22 protein-coding genes and 1 riboswitch are annotated in these 21,215 nt (G+C 41.3%); of the genes, 4 read left to right on the top strand and 18 right to left on the bottom strand.

Going from position 1 to position 21,215, the window contains the following annotated elements:
- Position 1: 1 nt before the first annotated feature.
- The 8 genes from spoIIAB to CSV74_RS02220 form a co-directional block, all read right to left on the bottom strand.
- Positions 2-448 carry an anti-sigma F factor gene (gene spoIIAB, locus CSV74_RS02255; protein WP_029053083.1) on the bottom strand — a complete coding sequence of 149 codons (447 nt, stop codon included), beginning with the start codon at positions 446-448 and terminating at the stop codon, positions 2-4.
- The gene (locus tag CSV74_RS02250; protein ID WP_167693452.1) at positions 438-791 is read right to left on the bottom strand and encodes an STAS domain-containing protein; all 354 of its coding nucleotides are present in this window, start codon (positions 789-791) and stop codon (positions 438-440) included. The genes spoIIAB and CSV74_RS02250 overlap by 11 nt, the downstream gene beginning before the upstream one ends.
- Positions 792-1,292: 501 nt before the next feature.
- Positions 1,293-2,585, bottom strand: coding sequence for a pyrimidine-nucleoside phosphorylase (locus CSV74_RS02245; protein WP_099690566.1), 1,293 nt, complete (start codon positions 2,583-2,585; stop codon positions 1,293-1,295).
- Positions 2,586-2,592: 7 nt separating this feature from the next.
- Positions 2,593-3,786, bottom strand: coding sequence for a phosphopentomutase (gene deoB, locus CSV74_RS02240; protein WP_099690414.1), 1,194 nt, complete (start codon positions 3,784-3,786; stop codon positions 2,593-2,595).
- 23 nt (positions 3,787-3,809) lie between these two features.
- The gene (gene xerD / locus CSV74_RS02235; RefSeq protein ID WP_099690413.1) at positions 3,810-4,700 is read right to left on the bottom strand and encodes a site-specific tyrosine recombinase XerD; all 891 of its coding nucleotides are present in this window, start codon (positions 4,698-4,700) and stop codon (positions 3,810-3,812) included.
- Positions 4,701-4,744: 44 nt separating this feature from the next.
- A complete protein-coding gene (gene fur, locus CSV74_RS02230; RefSeq protein ID WP_099690412.1) occupies positions 4,745-5,221 on the bottom strand; it encodes a ferric iron uptake transcriptional regulator in 477 nt (158 codons plus the stop codon).
- A 96-nt stretch (positions 5,222-5,317) separates the two neighbouring features.
- Entirely contained in the window at positions 5,318-5,830 is a 513-nt protein-coding gene (locus CSV74_RS02225) for a hypothetical protein (protein WP_099671069.1), read from the bottom strand.
- A gap of 64 nt (positions 5,831-5,894) precedes the next feature.
- Positions 5,895-6,428 (bottom strand): NUDIX hydrolase, encoded by a 534-nt coding sequence (locus CSV74_RS02220; protein ID WP_099690411.1) that lies wholly within the window; start codon positions 6,426-6,428, stop codon positions 5,895-5,897.
- 72 nt (positions 6,429-6,500) lie between these two features.
- Here CSV74_RS02220 and CSV74_RS02215 point away from each other — a divergent pair, with 72 nt between their 5' ends.
- Entirely contained in the window at positions 6,501-7,403 is a 903-nt protein-coding gene (locus tag CSV74_RS02215) for an aldo/keto reductase (protein WP_099690410.1), read from the top strand.
- A 41-nt stretch (positions 7,404-7,444) separates the two neighbouring features.
- Here the strand turns inward: CSV74_RS02215 and CSV74_RS02210 are convergent, their stop codons facing one another.
- From CSV74_RS02210 to CSV74_RS02200, 3 genes are all read right to left on the bottom strand, one after another.
- Positions 7,445-8,800, bottom strand: a complete 1,356-nt coding sequence (locus tag CSV74_RS02210) for a nucleobase:cation symporter-2 family protein (RefSeq protein WP_099671066.1) — start codon at positions 8,798-8,800, stop codon at positions 7,445-7,447.
- Complete coding sequence (locus CSV74_RS02205; RefSeq protein ID WP_099690409.1) at positions 8,797-9,384, bottom strand: xanthine phosphoribosyltransferase; 588 nt, start codon at positions 9,382-9,384, stop codon at positions 8,797-8,799. Before CSV74_RS02205 ends, CSV74_RS02210 begins: the two co-directional genes overlap by 4 nt.
- Before the next feature lie 130 nt (positions 9,385-9,514).
- A riboswitch (purine riboswitch) is annotated at positions 9,515-9,616 on the bottom strand.
- 388 nt (positions 9,617-10,004) lie between these two features.
- Positions 10,005-10,934 carry an AEC family transporter gene (locus tag CSV74_RS02200; protein WP_099690408.1) on the bottom strand — a complete coding sequence of 310 codons (930 nt, stop codon included), beginning with the start codon at positions 10,932-10,934 and terminating at the stop codon, positions 10,005-10,007.
- A gap of 74 nt (positions 10,935-11,008) precedes the next feature.
- Here CSV74_RS02200 and CSV74_RS02195 point away from each other — a divergent pair, with 74 nt between their 5' ends.
- Entirely contained in the window at positions 11,009-12,229 is a 1,221-nt protein-coding gene (locus CSV74_RS02195) for a CynX/NimT family MFS transporter (protein WP_099690407.1), read from the top strand.
- Positions 12,230-12,413: 184 nt separating this feature from the next.
- Here CSV74_RS02195 and CSV74_RS02190 read toward each other — a convergent pair whose 3' ends face one another.
- Both CSV74_RS02190 and CSV74_RS02185 read right to left on the bottom strand, forming a co-directional pair.
- Positions 12,414-13,259, bottom strand: coding sequence for a VOC family protein (locus tag CSV74_RS02190; protein WP_099690406.1), 846 nt, complete (start codon positions 13,257-13,259; stop codon positions 12,414-12,416).
- The gene (locus CSV74_RS02185; protein WP_099690405.1) at positions 13,234-13,716 is read right to left on the bottom strand and encodes a DoxX family protein; all 483 of its coding nucleotides are present in this window, start codon (positions 13,714-13,716) and stop codon (positions 13,234-13,236) included. Before CSV74_RS02185 ends, CSV74_RS02190 begins: the two co-directional genes overlap by 26 nt.
- 798 nt (positions 13,717-14,514) lie before the next feature.
- Here CSV74_RS02185 and CSV74_RS02180 point away from each other — a divergent pair.
- Entirely contained in the window at positions 14,515-15,045 is a 531-nt protein-coding gene (locus tag CSV74_RS02180) for a helix-turn-helix domain-containing protein (RefSeq protein ID WP_099690404.1), read from the top strand.
- 174 nt (positions 15,046-15,219) lie between these two features.
- Here CSV74_RS02180 and CSV74_RS02175 read toward each other — a convergent pair whose 3' ends face one another.
- The 3 genes from CSV74_RS02175 to CSV74_RS02165 all read right to left on the bottom strand — a co-directional run bounded on the left by CSV74_RS02175 (position 15,220) and on the right by CSV74_RS02165 (position 18,096).
- Entirely contained in the window at positions 15,220-15,975 is a 756-nt protein-coding gene (locus CSV74_RS02175; protein WP_099690403.1) for an exodeoxyribonuclease III, read from the bottom strand.
- 20 nt (positions 15,976-15,995) lie between these two features.
- Positions 15,996-16,907, bottom strand: a complete 912-nt coding sequence (locus tag CSV74_RS02170; protein ID WP_099690402.1) for a pseudouridine-5'-phosphate glycosidase — start codon at positions 16,905-16,907, stop codon at positions 15,996-15,998.
- A 64-nt stretch (positions 16,908-16,971) separates the two neighbouring features.
- On the bottom strand, positions 16,972-18,096 hold the full coding sequence (locus tag CSV74_RS02165; RefSeq protein WP_099690401.1) for an NAD(P)/FAD-dependent oxidoreductase: 1,125 nt from the start codon (positions 18,094-18,096) through the stop codon (positions 16,972-16,974).
- A 129-nt stretch (positions 18,097-18,225) separates the two neighbouring features.
- Between CSV74_RS02165 and CSV74_RS02160 the strand changes: the two genes are divergently transcribed.
- Complete coding sequence (locus tag CSV74_RS02160) at positions 18,226-19,326, top strand: branched-chain amino acid aminotransferase (protein ID WP_369823675.1); 1,101 nt, start codon at positions 18,226-18,228, stop codon at positions 19,324-19,326.
- A 50-nt stretch (positions 19,327-19,376) separates the two neighbouring features.
- Here the strand turns inward: CSV74_RS02160 and CSV74_RS02155 are convergent, their stop codons facing one another.
- Both CSV74_RS02155 and CSV74_RS02150 read right to left on the bottom strand, forming a co-directional pair.
- Positions 19,377-20,174 carry an ABC transporter ATP-binding protein gene (locus CSV74_RS02155; RefSeq protein WP_099690399.1) on the bottom strand — a complete coding sequence of 266 codons (798 nt, stop codon included), beginning with the start codon at positions 20,172-20,174 and terminating at the stop codon, positions 19,377-19,379.
- Positions 20,149-21,192 carry an ABC transporter permease gene (locus tag CSV74_RS02150; RefSeq protein ID WP_099690398.1) on the bottom strand — a complete coding sequence of 348 codons (1,044 nt, stop codon included), beginning with the start codon at positions 21,190-21,192 and terminating at the stop codon, positions 20,149-20,151. Before CSV74_RS02150 ends, CSV74_RS02155 begins: the two co-directional genes overlap by 26 nt.
- Between the last annotated feature and the right edge of the window lie 23 nt (positions 21,193-21,215).

Raw genomic sequence — 21,215 nt, 5'->3', positions numbered from 1 at the left:
GTCACCTCATTCTACTTACTTCTGTGACCGGAGAAAAATTCTTCTCAAATGTCACGATTGTCCCATTTCCAAGGGTAGAATCTACACGGATACCGTCCGAGAAACTTTCCATGATTGTAAAGCCCATACCGGAGCGCTCCATTTGTGGTTTAGTTGTGAACATCGGCTCCATCGCTTGCTCTATGTCGAAGATTCCCATTCCTTCATCTGTTACCGTCATTTTTACCGAGCGGTCATCAATCGTCGCATGGACCTTCACCATACTTTTACCGTCGCATTCGTAACCGTGGATAATGGCATTAGTGACAGCTTCCGAAACAATTGTTTTAAATTCCGAAAGTTCATCCAATGTCGGATCCAATGGTGCGATAAAACAGGTGAGCGCCATTCTGGCAAGTGCTTCATTTTGTTCTATCGCTAGAAACGACAAGGTCATTTCATTTTTCATGTACAACCCCTCCGATTTCGTCGATTGCTTCTTCGACTGTACATATTCTGACGACATCACCAAGACCCGAAAATTGGAATAGCTTCTGCATTGTCGGAGATGGATTCAATATGAGTGTTTCTCCGTTTACAGGGACTAGATCGCGCATTCTGCCGAGTATAAGTCCGATTCCTGCGCTGTCCATGAAGCCTAGTTGGTAGAGGTCCCAGATAATTGCACGCGTCTTTCCTGTAAATATAGCGGTAGATACTTCTTCTCTAATTTGATTGGCTTCGTGGTTGTCGAGTTCTCCTGCTAGCGTGATTAGGACTATGCCATTTTCCAGTTGTGTAATAGTTGCCATGTGTGGATACGCCTCCTTCATGAAGGCATTGTCGCACATTTAGAACCACTATCCTTTAGTTTTGACAAAACTAGTCAACTGTCCCTAAAACTTCTTAAGTTGTGACAGGGTTTAAAGGTGACGAAATGGTACTGTTAATCTGCATTCCAGGCGAACGCTTTCCTACAGGCACGGCTTGAGCCACTTCGCTCTAACTATCAAAGAATTGCTAATTCCGCGGGAGTCGCTGCTTGTGCCAAAGATCAATCACTTTAATGTTCTAACATGACAAATGGTAGGCAGGGCAATGAGACAGTTATGCGCACTTCCTATCTGGCTCATTGTGCTAGCCAACCATACATGCAGCAGAATAAAATACCGATACCTCTGTCGCTCTTCACTCGAGCTACACAAGAGTATGTACAGTTGAATTTGTTTTTACACATCAACAACAAAAAAGCCATGTGCTCTGAAGGAGACCAATTTCTTGGAGTACTTCAGGCACACGGCTTTTATAGATTATTAGGCAAGTATAAGCGGTGGTGCTGCTGTTTTTTCTTTTGCGATATGCATATGAGATTGTAATAGTTTAATCGAGTCGTCAACTTGTTCAGTGTTTGCATGGAGTATCGCGAGCGCTTCTCCTTTTTCTACAAAGTCACCTATTTTCTTGCGCAAGACAATCCCGACTGCAAGATCAATAACGTCTTCTTTTGTTGCACGGCCTGCGCCCAGAAGCATGGCGGCTAGACCTATTTCGTCGGCGTCGATCATGGATACATAGCCACTTTCGATAGAAGGAACTTCAATTTCATACTGTGCTTGCGGCAATAGATTTGTATTCTCTATAACTTTTTCGTTGCCGTCTTGTGCTTTGATCAACTCACCGAACAAGCGCAGTGCCTCACCGTTATCTATGACGTTCTGCAGTTGTTTACGTGCATCTTCTTCAGTTTCTGCTTTGTTTGCCGCTAACAACATCTTGCTACCAAGAACAAAGCATAACTCTGTTAAATCGGCCGGTCCTTTTCCTTGCAGCGTATCAATGGCTTCTTTTACTTCAAGAGCATTTCCAATCGCAAATCCGAGTGGTTGGCTCATATCTGAAATAACGGCACTTGTGTTTCTTCCAACTTCATTTCCAATCGCAGTCATGGCGTCTGCCAATCGCTTGGAATCTTCCAATGTTTTCATGAAGGCTCCTGCGCCTGTCTTGACGTCCAATACGATAGCGTCTGCGCCTGCCGCAAGCTTTTTACTCATAATAGAGCTTGCGATTAGTGGAATGCTATTGACTGTCGCCGTGACGTCTCGTAACGCATACAGTTTTTTATCAGCAGGCGTCAAATTACCGCTTTGACCGATTACAGCGATTTTCAAATCATTGACCTGTTGAATAAATTTTTCCGTAGAAATCTCTACGTGGAAGCCGTCAATTGCTTCAAGTTTATCCAGTGTACCGCCTGTGTGACCTAGTCCTCGACCACTCATTTTAGCAACCGGTACACCGCATGCTGCGACAAGCGGAGCTAAGATGAGTGTCGTAGTATCTCCTACTCCACCTGTTGAGTGCTTATCTACCTTCACTCCTTCAATGGCAGATAAATCAATTTGATCACCAGATTCCGCCATTGCCATTGTTAAATACCCTTGTTCTTCTGTTGTCATACCCTTAAAATAAATGGCCATTAGGAAAGCACTAGCCTGATAGTCAGGGATTGAGCCATCCGTATAACCCGTCACGAAAAACTCTATCTCTTCTTTATTTAGCTCTATTCCGTCTCGCTTATTTTCAATAATATCCACCATGCGCAACATAGAATTAATCCTCCTTAACCAATGCAGACAAGAAACTTTCACCATGTTCCGGCTGATCTACTTGGAAATTATCAGCAATTGTCGCACCGACATCAGAAAATGTTTTACGGATCGGCAACTCGCCAGCTCCTTTATTCGAAGGTGAATAGACGAGTAATGGCACATATTCTCTTGTGTGATCCGTTCCTTCATGAGTCGGGTCATTCCCGTGATCTGCTGTGATAATTAGTAAATCATCCGGTCGCAGTGCTTCCATAATCTCAGGCAAGCGTGCATCAAATTCTTCAAGTGCATTACCGTAACCAATCGGATCACGACGGTGACCATATAATGCATCAAAGTCTACTAGATTAACGAAACTGATGCCTTCAAAATCTTTTTTCATAACCGTGACAAGCTGATCCACACCGTCCATGTTCCCTGTTGTACGGACTGCTTCTGTCACGCCTTCGCCATTGTAAATATCTGCAATTTTACCGATTGCAATTACGTCATAGCCTTTATCCTGCAATTCATTCATCACTGTTTTACCAAATGGCTTCAATGCGTAATCGTGACGATTGGTTGTGCGTGTGAACGTACCGGGTTTTCCAACAAATGGACGTGCAATCACGCGCCCCACTAAAAATTCAGGTTGCAACGTAAGTTCTCGTGCGATTTCACAAATACGATATTGCTCTTCAATAGGAATGATTTCCTCATGCGCTGCAATTTGCAGTACAGGGTCTCCCGACGTGTAGACGATCAGAGCACCTGTCTTCATATGCTCTTCGCCGAGCTCTTCAATAATTTCCGTCCCACTTGCCGGCTTATTTCCGATAACTTTTCTACCCGTTTTTAATTCCAATTGTTCTATTAATTCTTTTGGAAAACCATTCGGATATACTTTAAATGCATCATCGATACGCAAGCCCATGATTTCCCAGTGGCCTGTCATCGTATCTTTACCAACAGACGCCTCTTGCATCTTTGTGTAATATCCTTGCGCTTCTTTTTGAGCTACAAGACCTTTAATTGGTGCAATATTCGCAAGACCTAGACGTTCCAAGTTTGGTAGTTTCAATCCATCCATCTCTTCGGCGATATGTCCAAGTGTATTAGATCCTACATCACCAAATGCTTCAGCGTCCGGCGCTTCGCCGATCCCTACTGAATCAAGTACGATTAAATGAATACGATTATAACGAAATTTCTCCATATGAAAACCTCCAGTAATAGTAGTTACGCTCTAGGATGAAATTGACTATAGACATCTTTCAAGCGTTTTTTGCTGACATGCGTGTAAAGTTGCGTCGTGGAAATATCAGCATGGCCGAGCATTTCCTGAACTGCGCGCAAGTCGGCTCCATTTTCGATCAAATGTGTGGCGAATGAGTGACGTAATAAATGCGGTGAAATGACTTTTGGAATTTCCGCCTTCACGCCTGCCTCTTTTAGGATCTTCCAACACCCTTGTCTTGTCAGACGTCTACCATGCATGTTGAGGAATAAGGCCTCGGTATCCCTAATGAATTTAGGACGCCCCTCATTTAAATACACAGTACAGGCATCGATCGCGGAACGTCCAAGTGGTACGATCCGTTCCTTACTGCCTTTTCCGAACACACGCACAAAACCCATAGTCAAATGAAGATCAGCCAAATCAATCGCTATTAACTCACTTACCCTCATTCCCGTGCCATATAACAATTCTAGCAGCGCAATATCACGCATTCCTTGTGAAGTATTGCCATCCACGGCATGAATCAGTCGTTCTATTTCAGGTATAGAGAGCACATCCGGCAACTGTTGTTCGATTTTAGGCAATTCGATGTGAATCGTGCAATCATGTGTCGTGACTTGCTCTCTCACTAAAAATTGATGAAACGAACGAATGGAGGAAATATGCCGAGAAAGTGTACGACTGGATTTACCACTATCTTTCAACTTCTGCAAATATTGAAGAACCATCGCACGTTCAATCGAATTAACTGTTTCCAAATTCAAACTTTCTATGAAACGTAAATAGGCAGTTAGGTCGCGTTGATACGATTTCACCGTGTTTTGAGCTAATTGTCTTTCAACTGTTAAAAAGTGCACATAATCTTCTAACGCAAATTGCGCATCTTTCATAGACTTTCCTCCTTTCTTATGTAAAAAGTAAAAAAGGACAGCGCTTAGGCCATCCCATTGTCTTTCTGTTCTTTCTCTTCGTCTTTCACCTTACAACGTTTACAAACACCATGGAACGTTAGCCAATGATCTTTGACTGTAAATCCATAACGACCTTCTACGACTTTTTCTACTTCGCCGAGTAGGTCTTCCTGAATTTCATCAACCGTTCCACATTCTAGACAAATTAAGTGATGGTGGAACCGCGCAGCGCCTTCTTCTCGCAAGTCATAGCGTGCTACACCATCGCCAAAGTTAATTTTATCGACAACTTTTAGTTCAGTTAATAATTCTAATGTACGATATACAGTCGCCAGACCAATATCTGGCGCTTTTTCTTTTACTAATAAAAATACATCTTCTGCACTTAAATGGTCTTCTTCATTTTCCAGAAGAACTGCTACAGTCGCTTCACGCTGAGGCGTCAACTTGTAGCTGGCCCCGTGCAATTGCTTCTTGATTCGTTCAATACGGCTTTCCATACGACGCCCCCCTCAAATTGTTTCCATTATACCAAACTGTCGTTCCAGATGACAATAGAAAGGAAAGGTTCATTTCATTATAGTGTGTAGTAAACATTATTTTATAAAATAGAAGATCGATAGTTCCAGTATCTGCGTGATCAACAACAGAGCAATCAATGGTGGCACAGCAGTTAGTGGACGATCTTTCTTACTAGCCGGTGTAGCGAAAAATGGCGGGCTTAACACCGAACATAAAATCAGGAACAACAAACAGCTGATTAATTGAAATGGGAACCACCAAATCGTATAGGATACCAATTTTAATCCTGTCGATAATAAATAGGTGGATGACAAACCAAAAAAAGCACATTTAATTGCGCCGAGAAACATAGTGATAAAACGGACTCTTTTATATTTAGACAGTATGATGGCTAATAGAATAAAGCTCAACATCACCACAATAGGCGACCACAGAGCCGCTTCAGATCCTTTCACTACGCGTTGGTCATATAAGCCGATAATTTGCTCTAGCGACGTGACCGGCCACTCCCTGAATAATAAAGCCCCTCCTATGTAACTGATTGCGAGTATAACGAATAAATAGACAAAAGACAATGATCGAGCCATAAATAGGACACCTCCGCATCGTTTTTATAACATATGCTTGTCCGTCCAGAAATAGCTCAATCCTTTATAGGTTTTTTACATACCAGACAGCAGCAACCGTCTTGGCATCATAAATCCTTTCATTCGCAATGAATTCCTCTGCCTCTTCAACAGTTACTTCCAGCACTTCAATGAATTCATCTTCATCCCCTACAGCAGGCTGTTCCACTTTCTCAAGCTCTTTAGCTACATATAAGTGAATGATTTCATCCGCGAAGCCTGGTGAAGTTGAGAAAGTCTGCAAATATTCGAATGAACGTGCACGGTACCCTGTCTCTTCTTCCAGTTCACGAATTGCCGTCAGTTTAGGTTCTTCGCCCAGCTCGATCTTGCCCGCAGGTATTTCTAGCATCGTTCGTTCCAAAGGCTTTCTGTACTGTTCAACTAACACGATTTTTTTATCTTCAGTCAAGGCGATAATCGCCACAGCTCCTGGATGTTTTACTAATTCTCTTTTTGCTAGTTTTCCATCAGGCAATTCTACTTCGTCGACTTGCACCGAAATGATTTTACCTGTAAAGATCCGTTCTGTCGAGAGGGTTCTTTCTTCAAACTTCATCCAGCACTCAACCCTTTCCATTGGTTTTATATCCCGTTTTCATTGTACCATGAAACGAAAGGAGTGAGGCACATGAAGAAGCGTACAATAGGTTCTAGTAATTTGCTTGTTTCCGAACTTGGATTGGGTTGCATGTCATTACCGACTGAACTGGAAGCGGCTCGTTCTGTACTCGACGAAGCGGTTGATCATGGCATTAACTATTTCGATACAGCAGATCTTTATGATAAAGGAACTAATGAAGAACTCATAGGAAAAGTGCTGAAAGAAAAACGACAAGACTTGATCATTGCGACGAAAGCCGGTAACAAGTGGGTGTCAGGAGAAGAGTCCTGGACATGGGATCCTTCCAAAGCGCATATTATGGACGCTGTCAAACAGAGTTTACGACGTTTACAACTCGATTATATCGACTTGTATCAACTTCACGGCGGTACGATGGAAGATGATACAGATGAAACGATCGAAGCTTTTGAAACATTAAAAACTGAAGGGGTCATACGTGAATACGGTATATCTAGTATTCGACCTACTGTTATTGAACGTTTCCTGAGTACTAGCAACGCGGTTTCAGTCATGATGCAGTATAACTTGCTTGATCGACGTCCTGAAGAATACTTTTCTATGATTGCAAAAAAAGGTGCATCTGTCGTCACTAGAGGTACACTGGCAAAAGGCTTACTCACGAATGAAGGTGTGGAGCGAGCGAAGAAATTGAATGGCTTCGTTTCTTATACACCTTCTGAGTTGCAGCAAACAATTCAGGTGCTTTCAAAGGAAACGGACAACTTACATGCATACGCTCTTGCTTTCGCACTTAAAGAGCCTGTAGTGGCCTCAGCTTTGATTGGTTCAAGAACACAAGAGCAACTTCGTGAATCATTGAATGCTTATGATACAAAAATCGATCCACAATTGCTTACGGCATTAACAAACAAAACAGAGCGTCATCAGTATGAACAACATCGAGTGTAAAATATAGAAAAAGAGCAACTTTTTAGCAGTTGCTCTTTTTCTTATTTATGATCAGCTGTAGCACTTACCAAGACAGAAGATGGTCCTTCTTTGATGCTAAGCGGCATAGCTTTTGCTTCATCAGCATGCTGGGCTGCTTGCTTCTTTTTTGACGGAATCATATTGAAAATGATATTCAAGAAAATGGCGGTGATACTTCCGAGCACAATGCCATTACTTGTTAAAATCTGTACACTTTCCGGCAATTCTTTAAACAGATCCGGTACAACTGAAACACCAAGACCGATACCGATGGAACACGCTACGATCATCGCGTTATCTTGAGTTTTTGAAATAACAGGACTTAACATTTTAATTCCTTGTGAAACAACCATGCCGAACATGGCAACCATCGCGCCACCAAGTACTGCTGGAGGGATAATCGTTGCAAGAGCTGCTATTTTCGGCAAGAAACCTAATGAAATTAGCATAATCGCAGTAACGAATATTACCCGACGTGACTTCACACCAGACAATTGCATCAAGCCGACGTTTTGTGAAAATGTCGTATAAGGAAATGCGTTGAAAATACCTCCAATAACAGAAGCTAACCCCTCTGCCCGATATCCTTTTTCCAGCATTTTCTGATCAATTTCTTCCTCACAAATATCACCGAGTGCAAAGTATACCCCCGTAGATTCTACGAGCGATACCATTGCCACCAATGTCATAATCGCAATCGGCAGAATATGGAATGTAGGAGTAGCTAAATAAAACGGCATGACCATATGAACATAAGAAGCATCATGTACATTCGAAAAATCTACTATACCTAGGAATATTGCTGCAATTGTACCACCCACTAATCCTAATAAAATAGCGATAGACTGCATAAAACCTGAGGTGAATCGGAACATCAAGATAATAAATAACAACGTTCCAAATGAAAGTAAAATATTAGTCAACGAACCGAAATCTTCTGCACCTTGTCCGCCACCCATATTATTGATCGCTACAGGAATCAATGTGATTCCAATAATTGTTACGACAGAACCGGTAACGATTGGCGGGAAAAACTTCACGAGACTTCCGAAGAAGTGGCTAATGAAGAAAATGATTACGCCTGAAGCAATAACCGCTCCGTAAATAGCTGAAATTCCATAATCATTACCTATCAAAATCATTGGGCCTACAGCCGTGAACGTACAACCGAGAACTACGGGCAAACCAATACCGAAATATTTATTACGTGAAATTTGTAAGATCGTTGCGACACCACACATCAAAATATCAATCGAAACAAGATAAGTTAACTGTGTGGGTGTTAACCCAATGGCATTCCCCACAATTAGCGGTACCAATACTGCGCCGGCATACATAGCTAGTAAATGCTGAAAACCTAGCAGCGTTGTTTTCATCGTTCCGTTTCCTCCCCAACAAACTGGACTTGACCATTATGTAACGACTGAAGCTCAGCTAACGATTCCAAACGGACACCCTCTTTACGGATTAATTCCCCGCCTGGCTGGAAGCATTTTTCAATAACAATTCCAACACCTGCGATAGTTGCGCCTGCTTGTTTTGCGATATCTATGAGTCCAAGTGCGGCTTGTCCATTCGCAAGGAAATCATCAATGAGTAATACCGTATCTTCATTTGAAATGAAATCTTTTGAAACCGAAATATCATTCGATTCTTTCTTAGTGAAAGAATACACTTTTGCGGAGTAAAGATGATCCGTCAATGTAAGAGATTTACGCTTTCTGGCAAATACTACCGGAACGCCTAATATCATTCCTGCCATCGTAGCTGGAGCAATACCTGAAGATTCAATCGTGACGATTTTCGTAATGTTTTGATCGCTAAATCGTCTAACAAACTCTTTTCCGATTTCTTGCATCAATAACGGATCGATTTGATGATTCAAAAATGAATCTACCTTCAGTACCTCTTCCGATAATACTTTACCTTCTTGTCGAATCTTGTTTTTTAGCAACTCCACGCTGTGATGCTCCCTTCATTTTTTCGAATAAAAAAAGCGTATATGCCATACTCCCATATAACAACTATGAGAGAGCGGCATGTACGCTTTTAAAAATGAAAAAGCATTCTCTTGTCGAACGACAAAGAAAGCTGCTTTCCATTCTCCCCATAGGCAGTCTATTTTCGGTAGACCGGTAGAAACTTACGGGCCATATCCCCGTGATTATATGAGTCTTATTTAACTGAATGGTAACAGTATAGCACGATTCGACAAATTATCAATGTGAAAATTCGCCAATTAGTTTGATAGCTTTACGCTAGGAAGCATATGGACATATTCTTGACAAGAAGTTGCGATAGATTGGGATTAAACGTAGCTTCATGGGTGTGTAGAGGGGGGCCAGGACTTAGGTCTCTTACTATAGTTAGTGTGTTAACTATTGTTGTCTTTAATCTTGTTTCAGTTCAAACGCACAACAGAATATATCATCCACTCACATTGTAGGGATTGGCGCGTAGGAGCGGCGACTCCCATAGTGCCTCCGCAAGCCCTCAGAAAAGCGTCCCCTCCGTAGCGCCAATCCCTTATCCAGCACCCATGCCAACTTCTCTGTAATCAACTGTTCGTTTCTTTATTACTTACCCGAACAATAGTGAAGAAAGATAAATTACTACGCCTACTGTAAAACTGCTAGCTACGGTGTTGAACAGGACAATTTGGGCTGCTAGCTCAGACTCGACATCGTATTCCAGTGCTAACGTGGAGCTGTTTCTTGACGTTGGGAATGAGCTGGCGATCCAGAGTGATTGAGCCGTAATCCCGTCTATCCCAAGCAGTAAAATCAACAGCAACGCCACGGTTGGTGAGATAATGAGACGGCCAATAGCGCTTAAATAGATCAAACGGTTCCAAAGTGCCTTCACCTTAATCTGCGCTAACTGTGCGCCAAGCGTAATGAGGGCGATAGCGATGAAAGCATCCGATAAATGACTGATCGGCAACTCGATAAACTGTGGCAACTGGATATTTGCTAAGTTAAGCAAAGCACCTAGCCACAAAGCATGAATAATTGGCATCCGAAGAAACTGTTTCGCAATGTCTTTTCCCGACTGAGTGGAAGATACGAGATTATACAATCCATATGAGTACGTCAGTAAATTCTGATAGATGATCAAAACAATCTGAATAGACACACCGAGCGGATTTGCATGAAAGACTAGCTGACTGACAGGTAATCCATAGTTTCCTGAGTTGATTAGAACAATACTGTTTTTCATAACAGCGGTCTGCTGGCGATTCAGACGCAAGAGTTTACTAAATAAATGTCCAGTAATTATTAAAGTGGTCGTAAATAATACGACAAACATTAATACATCGAGTAGGACTTCTATATCGATGACGGTATGGTATAAGTTCATGAACACGGCGGCAGGTATTAAACAGTATGTTAGTATATTCCCTAACGCCTTAACATTAAATGTAAACTTTATTTGTAAAACTACGCCAATTGCTAATAAAATAAGCATGGGTGTGATAACATTTATAAAGACTATGAGTAAGTACTCCACAAAGGAATCTCCTTTCTGCTGCTTCAGCTACATACTTCTCAGAACAATCTTCAAGTAATACAGGAGGCTTCACAATGGAAAAAGAACGACCAAGTAAACATTTACATTTCCCTAAGAGTCAGTGGGTATTATTAGCGGGTATTTTATTTTTAGCCGCTACTATCCGTTCCCCACTAACTTCTGTCGGACCTATTATCGGAAACATTCGTGATCAACTGCAAATCTCTAACTCGTTGGCTGGATTTCTAACAACCATCCCACTACTGGCTTTTGCTATTGTATCACCTTTTACACCACGTCTTGCGAAACGTTTCGGTATGTCGCGAACACTTTTCTATGCGATGATTATTTTATTGCTAGGAATCATCATGCGTTCTGTGGGCAATAGTCCATTGCTATTGATCGGTACATTTTTAATTGGGGTAGGAATTGCTTTTGCAAACGTCCTATTACCAAGTCTTCTTAAACTGAGCTTTCCCTTACATATTGGATTGATGACAGGACTGTATTCTGTATCTATGAGCATATCTGCAACACTTGCTTCTGGTATAGCTTCTCCAATTGCGAATGAAACAGTATATGGCTGGCAAGGGGCGCTAGGAATTTGGGGAGTCATTACATTGTTAGCTATTATTGTATGGATTCCTCAGATACGCAAAAAGAAAGAAGTCATCAAATCGGTGCAGAACAACAAGAAGACGAAACCTGCTCTGCCTATTTGGCGGTCACCACTAGCCTGGAGCATCACGGTATTCATGGGACTACAATCGTTCCTATTTTATACGACAGCATCATGGATTCCCATTGTGTTGCAAACAAATGGCATGACGGCTGATGCTGCTGGATGGATGCTAGCGCTAGTCCAGCTCGCACAATTACCTATGATGTTTATTATACCAGTGGTCGCTGATAAAGTACGTGATCAACGTGTCCTGGTCGGAGCTGTTTTCGCTTGTTATTTAATTGGCTATGGCGGCGTTCAGTTTGGAAGCGAAAGCCTGACTGCACTTTGGATGATTTTCATTGGTCTAGGAGGCGGATCGGCATTTGGACTCGCTATGATGTTCTTCACTTTACGAACCAATACACCAGACCAAGCGGCTTCAATTTCCGGAATGGCGCAGTCGATCGGCTACTTACTCGCTGCTATCGGTCCAGTGTTGTTCGGTATTCTTCATGACTATACCGGTTCATGGACGGCACCACTTTATACCTTCATAGTTGTCGCAACTATACTATTTATCAGTGGTATGTACGCAGGGAAAAAGCGTTATATTTCGCTTGAACCCAAATAGAATGCATCATAAAAAAGTGCAAATGCGTTTGGGGTTAACCTCTTTGGTTCACTGATTTGAAAATCGAATTTCAACAATTAAACGAAGAACCCCAATTCATACGAATTGGGGTTCTTCGTTTATCCAGTGTATAAACCTAGAGTATAAAAAGCCTGCAGTTTTAGGAAGAATAGCTGGAGAGATTTTACACGGTTAATTGAATTTTATTTCCTGATGGATCTTCAATTACAAACAAATCATCTTCAACCACATACGAAGAGCCTAGATTCTGTAATTGTTCAATTACTTTTGCTATCGCTTCTTCATTTGGGAAAACAAGTGTATACCAGTTTATACCGACACTGTTTTTCTGCGGTTTCGGGGCACCCACTCCTTGCCATGTATTTAAGGCAATATGATGATGATAGTCGCCGGTTGAAATAAAAATAGCTTGAGGATAATGATTCACAACCGTAAAACCAAGTCCCTTCGTGTAAAATTCTTCTGCTTTCTGAAGATCGGCCACATGCAAATGAACATGCCCCATAATTGTGTCAACAGGCAACCCATCCCATTCCATATCGCTTACCCCTAAAAGACTTTCTACATCTAATGGGTCAGAAACCATCTTGACTTCCCCATTAGACCAGGTCCATTCAATAGCTGGTCGATCTATATACACTTCAATGCCGTTTCCGTCTGGATCTGTAATGTAGAGTGCTTCACTTACAAGATGATCTGATGCTCCGAATCGAAAGCCTGTCTCAGATAAATGGCGTAAAAAGACAGATAAGTCAGCCCGTGTTGGTAACAAAAGTGCAAAGTGAAATAAACCGGATTTCCTTTCCTCTTTTGGTAATACATCCACAGGTTGTTCAATCGTTAATAATCCTATTTTACCATCCGCTGTTAAAACGGCTTTTCGATCTGTTTGCTCCAATACTTGAAATCCTATTACCTTTTGGTAAAATTCAAGCGATGAATTAAGATTTGTTACATTTATATTAACCTGTCCAACAAATATATTAGGTCTTTGATGAAAGTTTCTCATTTTTGCAATCAGCCTCACTTATAATTTGTATTTTTTTACTGTCCGTGATATGAGTTTTCTTATTTTTATTAAATATAACTTGGTCAACTGCCCAAATCTTACTTCCATTTACCGTTAAAAATATGGCGATTACTAAAAGTACAAGGTCTAGTTCGTAGCCAACCTTGTCCGCTGTCCCTAAGAATCCTGCGGAGAGTTTAACCTTTAGTATCGCACCAACCATGATTATAGCGAGCAATGCAGAAACAACTCTCGTCCCTAGGCCTAAAATGAGTGCTATACCGCCTATTACTTCCACAGCTCCTACAAAGTATGCTAAAAATCCTGGAATTCCGATACTCTCAAACCAACCTGCGGTATTTTCTATTCTATCTTGAAATTTCACGAACCCGTGTACAAAAAAACTAATCCCTAACATTATTCTTAATAAAAATATGCTTATCTCTATTTTCTTCATCTTCATTTCCTCCTAGTTTTTATTACTTTATTCAGTTACATTATTTCACAACGTGTTCACATCAATATAATTCCCGTTAGAAACATGTCGATCTGATAATTTTCAATCGAATATTCAATTGAGCTTACTAATCCCTTTATAGCTCCGTCATCCATATCGCGATGGGATTTAGCGTATCCTACCACCATAAACAAATAAGCAGCTGTTCTAAAGTTCATCTTATACTTATAACAAACAGTTATTTTCTGATTAATAATAAAGGAAACATATTCTATTTATTAAGTAAATCACTGCTTCATTCTTTCCACATTCATTGAGTTCCGGGCTTCGAAGATCAAAAAAGCTGTTCTGTCATCATTTCAATCTTGTATATCCCAGAAAGGATATTATTTCTATATAGGTGAACATTGGTTGTAAAAAAATAATTAACCTTTGCTTTTCAATTGATTCCCAGTAGAATATACAGTTTTCCGGAAACTAATAAACCAAAATATGGATAGACTTCTAATGGAATGTTCAATTATTTTAACAGCTCTGTCTATCTGCATCGTTAAATATCTGACTAATCAATTTCTCCTCCTTTCTCAAACACTAATATATCCCTAGGATTATTTTTGCTTTCTAAAACTTAATTTATCTTCGTGAAAAACATCAATAGATTTATTGTTATTATATAATTCAACATTAAGTATCTCTAGGTGAATATTAATTCTCTATAGAATAACATTTAATGAAAGATAACGTCAATATATTTGTGTTATTATATAATCAAACAACTATATTCTTGGAGGGATTAAAGTGGAAATCGGATCAAAAATACGAGATATTCGGAAAAGAAAGAAAATAACAATTGCACAGATGAGCGAACAAATAGGACTCTCAAAAGGGTTCATAAGCAACATCGAAAACGATAACACATCCCCCTCCCTAAATACGTTGCAAGAAATCGCCAGCTTTCTGGACGTTCCACTACCCTATTTGCTGCTAGAAAAAAAGAAGCATATGAAAGTTATTAGGAAAGCTGAACGGGTATATACAACGTTTAACGGCATAAAAATTGAACATATTACTACTCAAAGCGGCCTTCGGATGATGCACGTTGAATTACCCCCAGGTACATCCACTGGCCAAGCGATTGCCCACGAAGGTGAAGAGAGCCATGTCGTACTTAAAGGCACGGTCCTTGCTGAACAAGGTGAAGATTCTGTCATTGCAAAAGAAGGCGATTCATTCAGTTGGAATGCTAGTGTGCCCCACTTTGTAAAAAACATCGGAGAAGATGAGGCTGTCTTACTTATCGCCGTCTACTCCGAGGATAAAAACGTATGACGCCTCCCTGTTCCCTCTCCAACACAATTCTCTTCATTCAGTATTTTTCAGGCAACTAGAATTGATTCAATTAAAAAACCGCAACACAAGTCAAACTTGTGTTGCGATTTTTACTTTTCAGCTTTAGTATCACTCAACTAAACAGATTAAATTCAGGTGTACTTGCTCTTATTATTATATTTCTAACTCTGCAGAAATCGGGCAATGATCACTGCCCATAATTTCTGAATGAATAGCTGTTGTTTTCAGGGCTGACTGGAGACGCGTTGAAATAATAACGTAATCGATACGCCAGCCGATATTTCGTGCACGTACGTCGCGCATATAAGACCACCACGTATAGCTTTCTTTTAGATCCGGATTCATAAAGCGAAATGTATCAATGAACCCAGTGTCTAATAACCGCGTCATTTTGCCGCGTTCTTCATTCGTAAATCCTGAATTGCCAATATTGGATTTAACGTTACGAATATCAATTTCTTCATGTGCTACGTTCAGGTCACCGCAATAGATGACTGGCTTGATAGCATCTAAAGACTGTAAGTGCTTGAGTAATTCATCTTCCCATGCCAGTCGAAATGATAATCGCGCTAAGTCCCGTTGTGAATTGGGCGTATAACAATTGACGAGAAAGAACTCTTCAAATTCCAGCGTCAGCACTCGACCTTCTGATTCGTGATCTAGATCATTCAATCCATAGCGTACAGAAAGAGGTGTTTTCTTCGTAAACACGGCCGTACCGGAATAGCCTTTTTTCTCAGCATAGTTCCAATAGGATTCATACCCATCGAAAGAAAGATCGATTTGTCCTTCTTGACATTTGATCTCCTGGACACAGAAAATATCTGCCTGTACTTGTTCAAAAAAGTCACTGAAACCTTTTTTCACACATGCTCTAATACCGTTCACGTTCCAAGATACTACTTTCAATTCTACACAACCTATCTCTATTAATTACCGTTAAAACTCACTGCCAATTTTGCGGCAAGTTCAGCGTTTGACTTTACCAGCGCAATATTGGCTTTCAAACTTTTGCCGCCTGTCATTTCCTGAACTCTTTTTAACATATGTGGCGTGAGATTCTTTCCACTAATGCCCATTTTTTCAGCTTCTTTAAGTGCATCTGAAACCAATCCATCCATATACTCTTGATCCATGGCATATTCTTCAGGGATTGGATTGGCAATAATCGCACTGCCTTCCAAGCCTAGATTCCATTTAACGCGTAACATTTCTGCCATCATGTCGATTTCATCTACTCGATAATCTACATGATGTGCACTGTTTCTTGTATAAAAGGCAGGGAATATATCTGTCTGATACCCTAACACCGGCACACCTTTCGTTTCCAAATACTCGAGTGTTTTTCCGAGATCCAAAATGGATTTCGCTCCCGAACAAACAACCGCTACACTTGTGCGTGCGAATTCTTCCAGATCGGCAGAAATATCCATCGTCTGTTCCACGCCCCTGTGCACACCGCCAATGGCCCCAGTCGTGAACACGCGGATTCTCGCCAAGTCGGCAAAGAACATCGATGCAGCAACCGTCGTGGCACCCGGTTTTTTAGTAGCAATTAAATAACTGATATCGCGTCTAGATGCTTTAATAACACCCTTGCTGTCTCCAAATCGTTCCAACTCATCATCAGTTAGCCCGATTTTTATTTTACCGTCCATAATCGCAATAGTTGCTGGAACAGCTCCATGATCCCGCACAATCTGCTGAACTTCACGTGCGGCTTTCACATTTTCAGGATACGGCATGCCATACGTAATAATTGTAGATTCCAATGCGACTAGCGGCTTGCCGTATTTCATCGCTTCTTTAACTTCTTCTGAATACGAAACATATCTTCTCATTATGAATCTTCCCCTTTACCGTTCAATCGCTATATATTCATAATAGTCATTATACGCACTTTATTCAATGTTCACAGGCAATTATTTGATCAATAGAGTAGCTTTCCAAATCCCATCCAGTCTCATGGTCAAGCACTAACTGGGATAATAGCTTGCCGAGAAGAGGTCCTACTGTTAAACCAGATGAACCAAGACCATTGGCAATCCAAACCTGCGGGTGATCAGGCAGCTGACCAATTACGGGCATAAAATTCGGTGTATGTGGACGGATGCCCACACGAACCTCAGCCAATTCCGCCTTATTCAGTGCAGGTGCAACGGGTAGAACATTTGATAATACTTCCAATATCCCACCAGCTGTCGGTTGAATATCAAAATCATCTGTATCTTCGTGTGTTGCACCCGCCACGAATCTGCCATCTTGGAACGGTACCAGGTACTGAGTGCTCGGTGGCATGATGACAGGCCACTCACCTGACGTAATATGCTTGGATTGTAAATGAAGTATTTGCGCTTTCTGTCCTGCTACTTGTAGCTTCTTACCTAATGGTTCTGTAAAATCACTAGCCCATGCACCTGCCGCTACGACGATTTGATCACCTTCAATAATTTGTCCATCAACAACAACACCACAGACTTTTCCTTCTTTTATATACGGTGTAGCGGAGCCATTAATACTTTGCACACCACGTGTAACTGCCACACGTTTCAACGCATCGAGTAGTTGTTCGCCTTCGACTTTGGCTGCGCCAGAAATACGGACAGCTGAGTATTCATCAGATAACTCTGGAAAATAACTAGCCACCTGCTCTGGAGATAGTAATTCCACTTCTCCGATCTCGGGAGCGTGTTCTTTTCTTTTATTCAATAACTCGACTTTCTTCTCTAAACGAATTAAATCGGTATGAATCGCCAAGGCACCGACTTTCTTGTATCCTGTTTCCAGCTCGCCCTGCTCTTCCAATGAACGAATGAATTCGGGATAATAGGCAGCTCCAGCTGACGCTAATGCATACCAAGCTTTATTACGGCGCTGAGATGCCCATGGACAAATAATGCCTGCTGCAGCTTTTGTGGCCTGTCCCGGCTCCTGTCTATCGATTAGCACGACTTCTGCATATTTCGTAGACAAATGATAAGCAGCGGAAGCACCAACGATTCCAGCGCCTACAATCACTATTTTTTTCATGAAAATCTGCTCCTTTATACAATAGTTTTGAATATCGACAAACTTTCTACTTTATTTTTTCTGAAAAAGCAGTATAATTACATTATTCGGAATTAAAGTTTCGGAATATTCTATATCTTAAGGGGTTTGATGATTATGACGAGATTACCTATGCAAATTCAACTTGCACAAAATAAAAAAGAAAAGCCAGATCCTAGCACTTTAGTTTTCGGGAAATCATTTACAGACCACATGCTCATTATAGACTATGAGGAAGGCAAAGGTTGGCATAATCATCGCATTACTCCTTACGCTCCTTTAACACTCGATCCCGCTGCAATCGTTTTGCATTACGGACAAACGGTTTTTGAAGGAATGAAGGCGTATCGATCTGAAGATGGAACGATTCGTTTGTTCCGACCCGATCAAAATATGAAGCGCCTGAATTACTCACTTGACCGTCTATGTATGCCACGGATTGATGAAGAGAACGCATTGTACGCACTGAATCAGTTGCTGCAAATTGAGCAGGATTGGATTCCTACACTAGAAGGAACCTCATTATATATCCGCCCATTTGTCATTGCAACAGAAGCATTCCTAGGTGTAGCACCAGCAAAGAGTTATCAGTTTTACATGATCCTGTCCCCTGTTGGCTCGTACTACAAGGAGGGAATTCATCCAGTAAAGATTCTCGTAGAAAATGAATTCGTCCGCGCTGCAAAAGGCGGAACGGGTAGCGCTAAAACTGCCGGTAACTACGCATCCGCTTTAAAGGCGCAAGAGACAGCAGACAAACAAGGCTACTCCCAAGTTTTATGGCTCGATAGCGTCGAGCGTAAATATGTCGAAGAAGTTGGTAGTATGAATATCTTCTTCAAAATCAATGGTGAAGTCGTGACACCCGCAATCAACGGTAGCATTCTCGAAGGTATTACACGAAAATCAATCTTGCAGTTGCTACGACACTGGAATATGCCAGTAGCAGAGCGTCAAATCTCGATGGATGAAATTCGATCTGCCTATGAAAGCGGAGAACTGGAAGAAGTATTCGGCACAGGTACAGCTGCTGTTATTTCCCCCGTCGGTGAACTAAATTGGGATGGTTATAAAATGATTATCGCTAACGGCGAAACAGGCGAACTATCCACTCGTCTTTATAACACGTTAACGAATATCCAAACAGGTAAAGAAGAAGATCCATTTGATTGGGTATATGAAATCAAGAAACATATAGCAAAGCTTGCCTAAGACGACGAAAAATCCCCTGTTTTCCATAACCGGAAAACAGGGGATTTTGTTTATACAGAAAGTAAAGCTGCATCGCTAGTAAGTTGTTCTCCACGAATGCGTTGGAATTCATCCATCAATTTTGCAATCGTCAAGTGCTGTTTCTGCTCTTCTTCCACCTCTAGAATGATTTGTCCTTTATCCATCATGATCAAGCGATTACCAAGATCGAGCGCCTGTTGCATGTTATGCGTTACCATCAACGTCGTCAGTTGATCTTTCTCAACTAAACGTTTTGTTAAATTGGTGATCAGCTCCGCGCGAGACGGATCAAGTGCAGCCGTATGCTCGTCCAGCAATAATATAGAAGGCTGCGTAAAAGTTGCCATCAACAATGACAACGCTTGACGCTCACCACCTGACAGCAATCCTACATTCGCTGTCATACGATTTTCGAGATTTAAGTGCAATGTTTCAAGCGATGTGCGGAATAAATCTTTCCGTTTCTTATCTACTCCGCGATGCAATGAACGACGACGGTTGCGAGAATACGCCATCGCCAAATTCTCCTCAATTGTCATAGTAGGTGCTGTACCTGACATTGGATCTTGGAATACTCGCCCGATCATTTTAGAACGTTTGAATTCTGCTAAACGTGTGACGTCCTTGTTATCGATATAAATTGAACCAAAATCCGGTGTCAATGCGCCTGATATCATATTCATCATAGTGGATTTTCCTGCACCGTTACTACCGATTACTGTTACAAAATCACCCGGTTGTAAATGCAAGTTAATCTGGTCGAGCGCTACTTTTTCATCGGGAGTCGATTCATTAAATATTTTATTGACTTGATCCAGCTTCAACAACGCTATGACCTCCTTGTGATGACTTCATCGCCATTCGTTTAGCTTGTCTTTTCGCTTTACGTGTCTTTTCCCGTCTCTTTTCGAGAATCTGCGGAATAATCAATGCCGCGATGACGATGACTGCAGTGATCAATTTCATATCCCCTGAATCGAGAATTTTCACGCGTAGCGATAGACCGAGTACGATACGATAGATGACTGCACCGATAACTACTGCTAATGTGGTGCGGAAAATAGTTTTCGTTCCGAAGATTGCTTCACCGATAATAACAGAAGCCAACCCGATAATGATCATACCAATTCCCATGCCGTTATCTGCGAATTTTCCATACTGTGCAATCAAAGAACCTGCGAAAGCTACCAGCGCGTTAGAAATTCCTAGTCCAAGGATGACAAGAGTATCTGTATTGGCAGAGAAACTGCGAATCATTTTTTTATTATCGCCAGTTGCACGGATAGCCAAACCAACTTCGGTTTGCAAGAACCAGTCCGCAATGAATTTAATGATCACCACAACTAGAATCATCAAAACTACTGTTCCCCAAGTCGATGGTAAATGCTCTAAGCCTAGTCCTGCTAAGAAGCCATTTATTGTTTCATCAATTCCAAGATTACTCCAGAAACCTTGGAACTTACTGAAAATCGTTTCTGAATTTAAAAGCGGAATATTTGGACGGCCTACTGAGTTTTCAGAAGTCAGTCCCATTATCCGAAGGTTTATCGAGTAAAGAGCTATCATCATGAGAATTCCGGATAGAAGTGGATTGATTTTTCCTTTGGTATGTAATAAACCCGTTATACACCCAGCAAAAAAGCCGACCAAGATCGCGGTAAGTGTTGCAACAAGTGGATGATAGTCAAATACAATCATCGTAGCCGCTACTGCTGCACCTGTTACAAAACTGCCGTCCACTGTTAAATCTGGAAAATCAAGCACCCGGAATGTTAGATACACTCCGAGTGCCATAATCGCATAGATGATACCCTGCTCAACTGAGCCAAATACAGCTGAAAACATGCAAGATCATCTCCTAGTTTTAT

This window comes from Sporosarcina sp. P19, from assembly GCF_002743165.1.
GTDB classification, from domain to species: Bacteria; Bacillota; Bacilli; order Bacillales_A; family Planococcaceae; genus Sporosarcina; species Sporosarcina ureae.
This window is presented reverse-complemented; position numbering and strand designations above follow the sequence as displayed.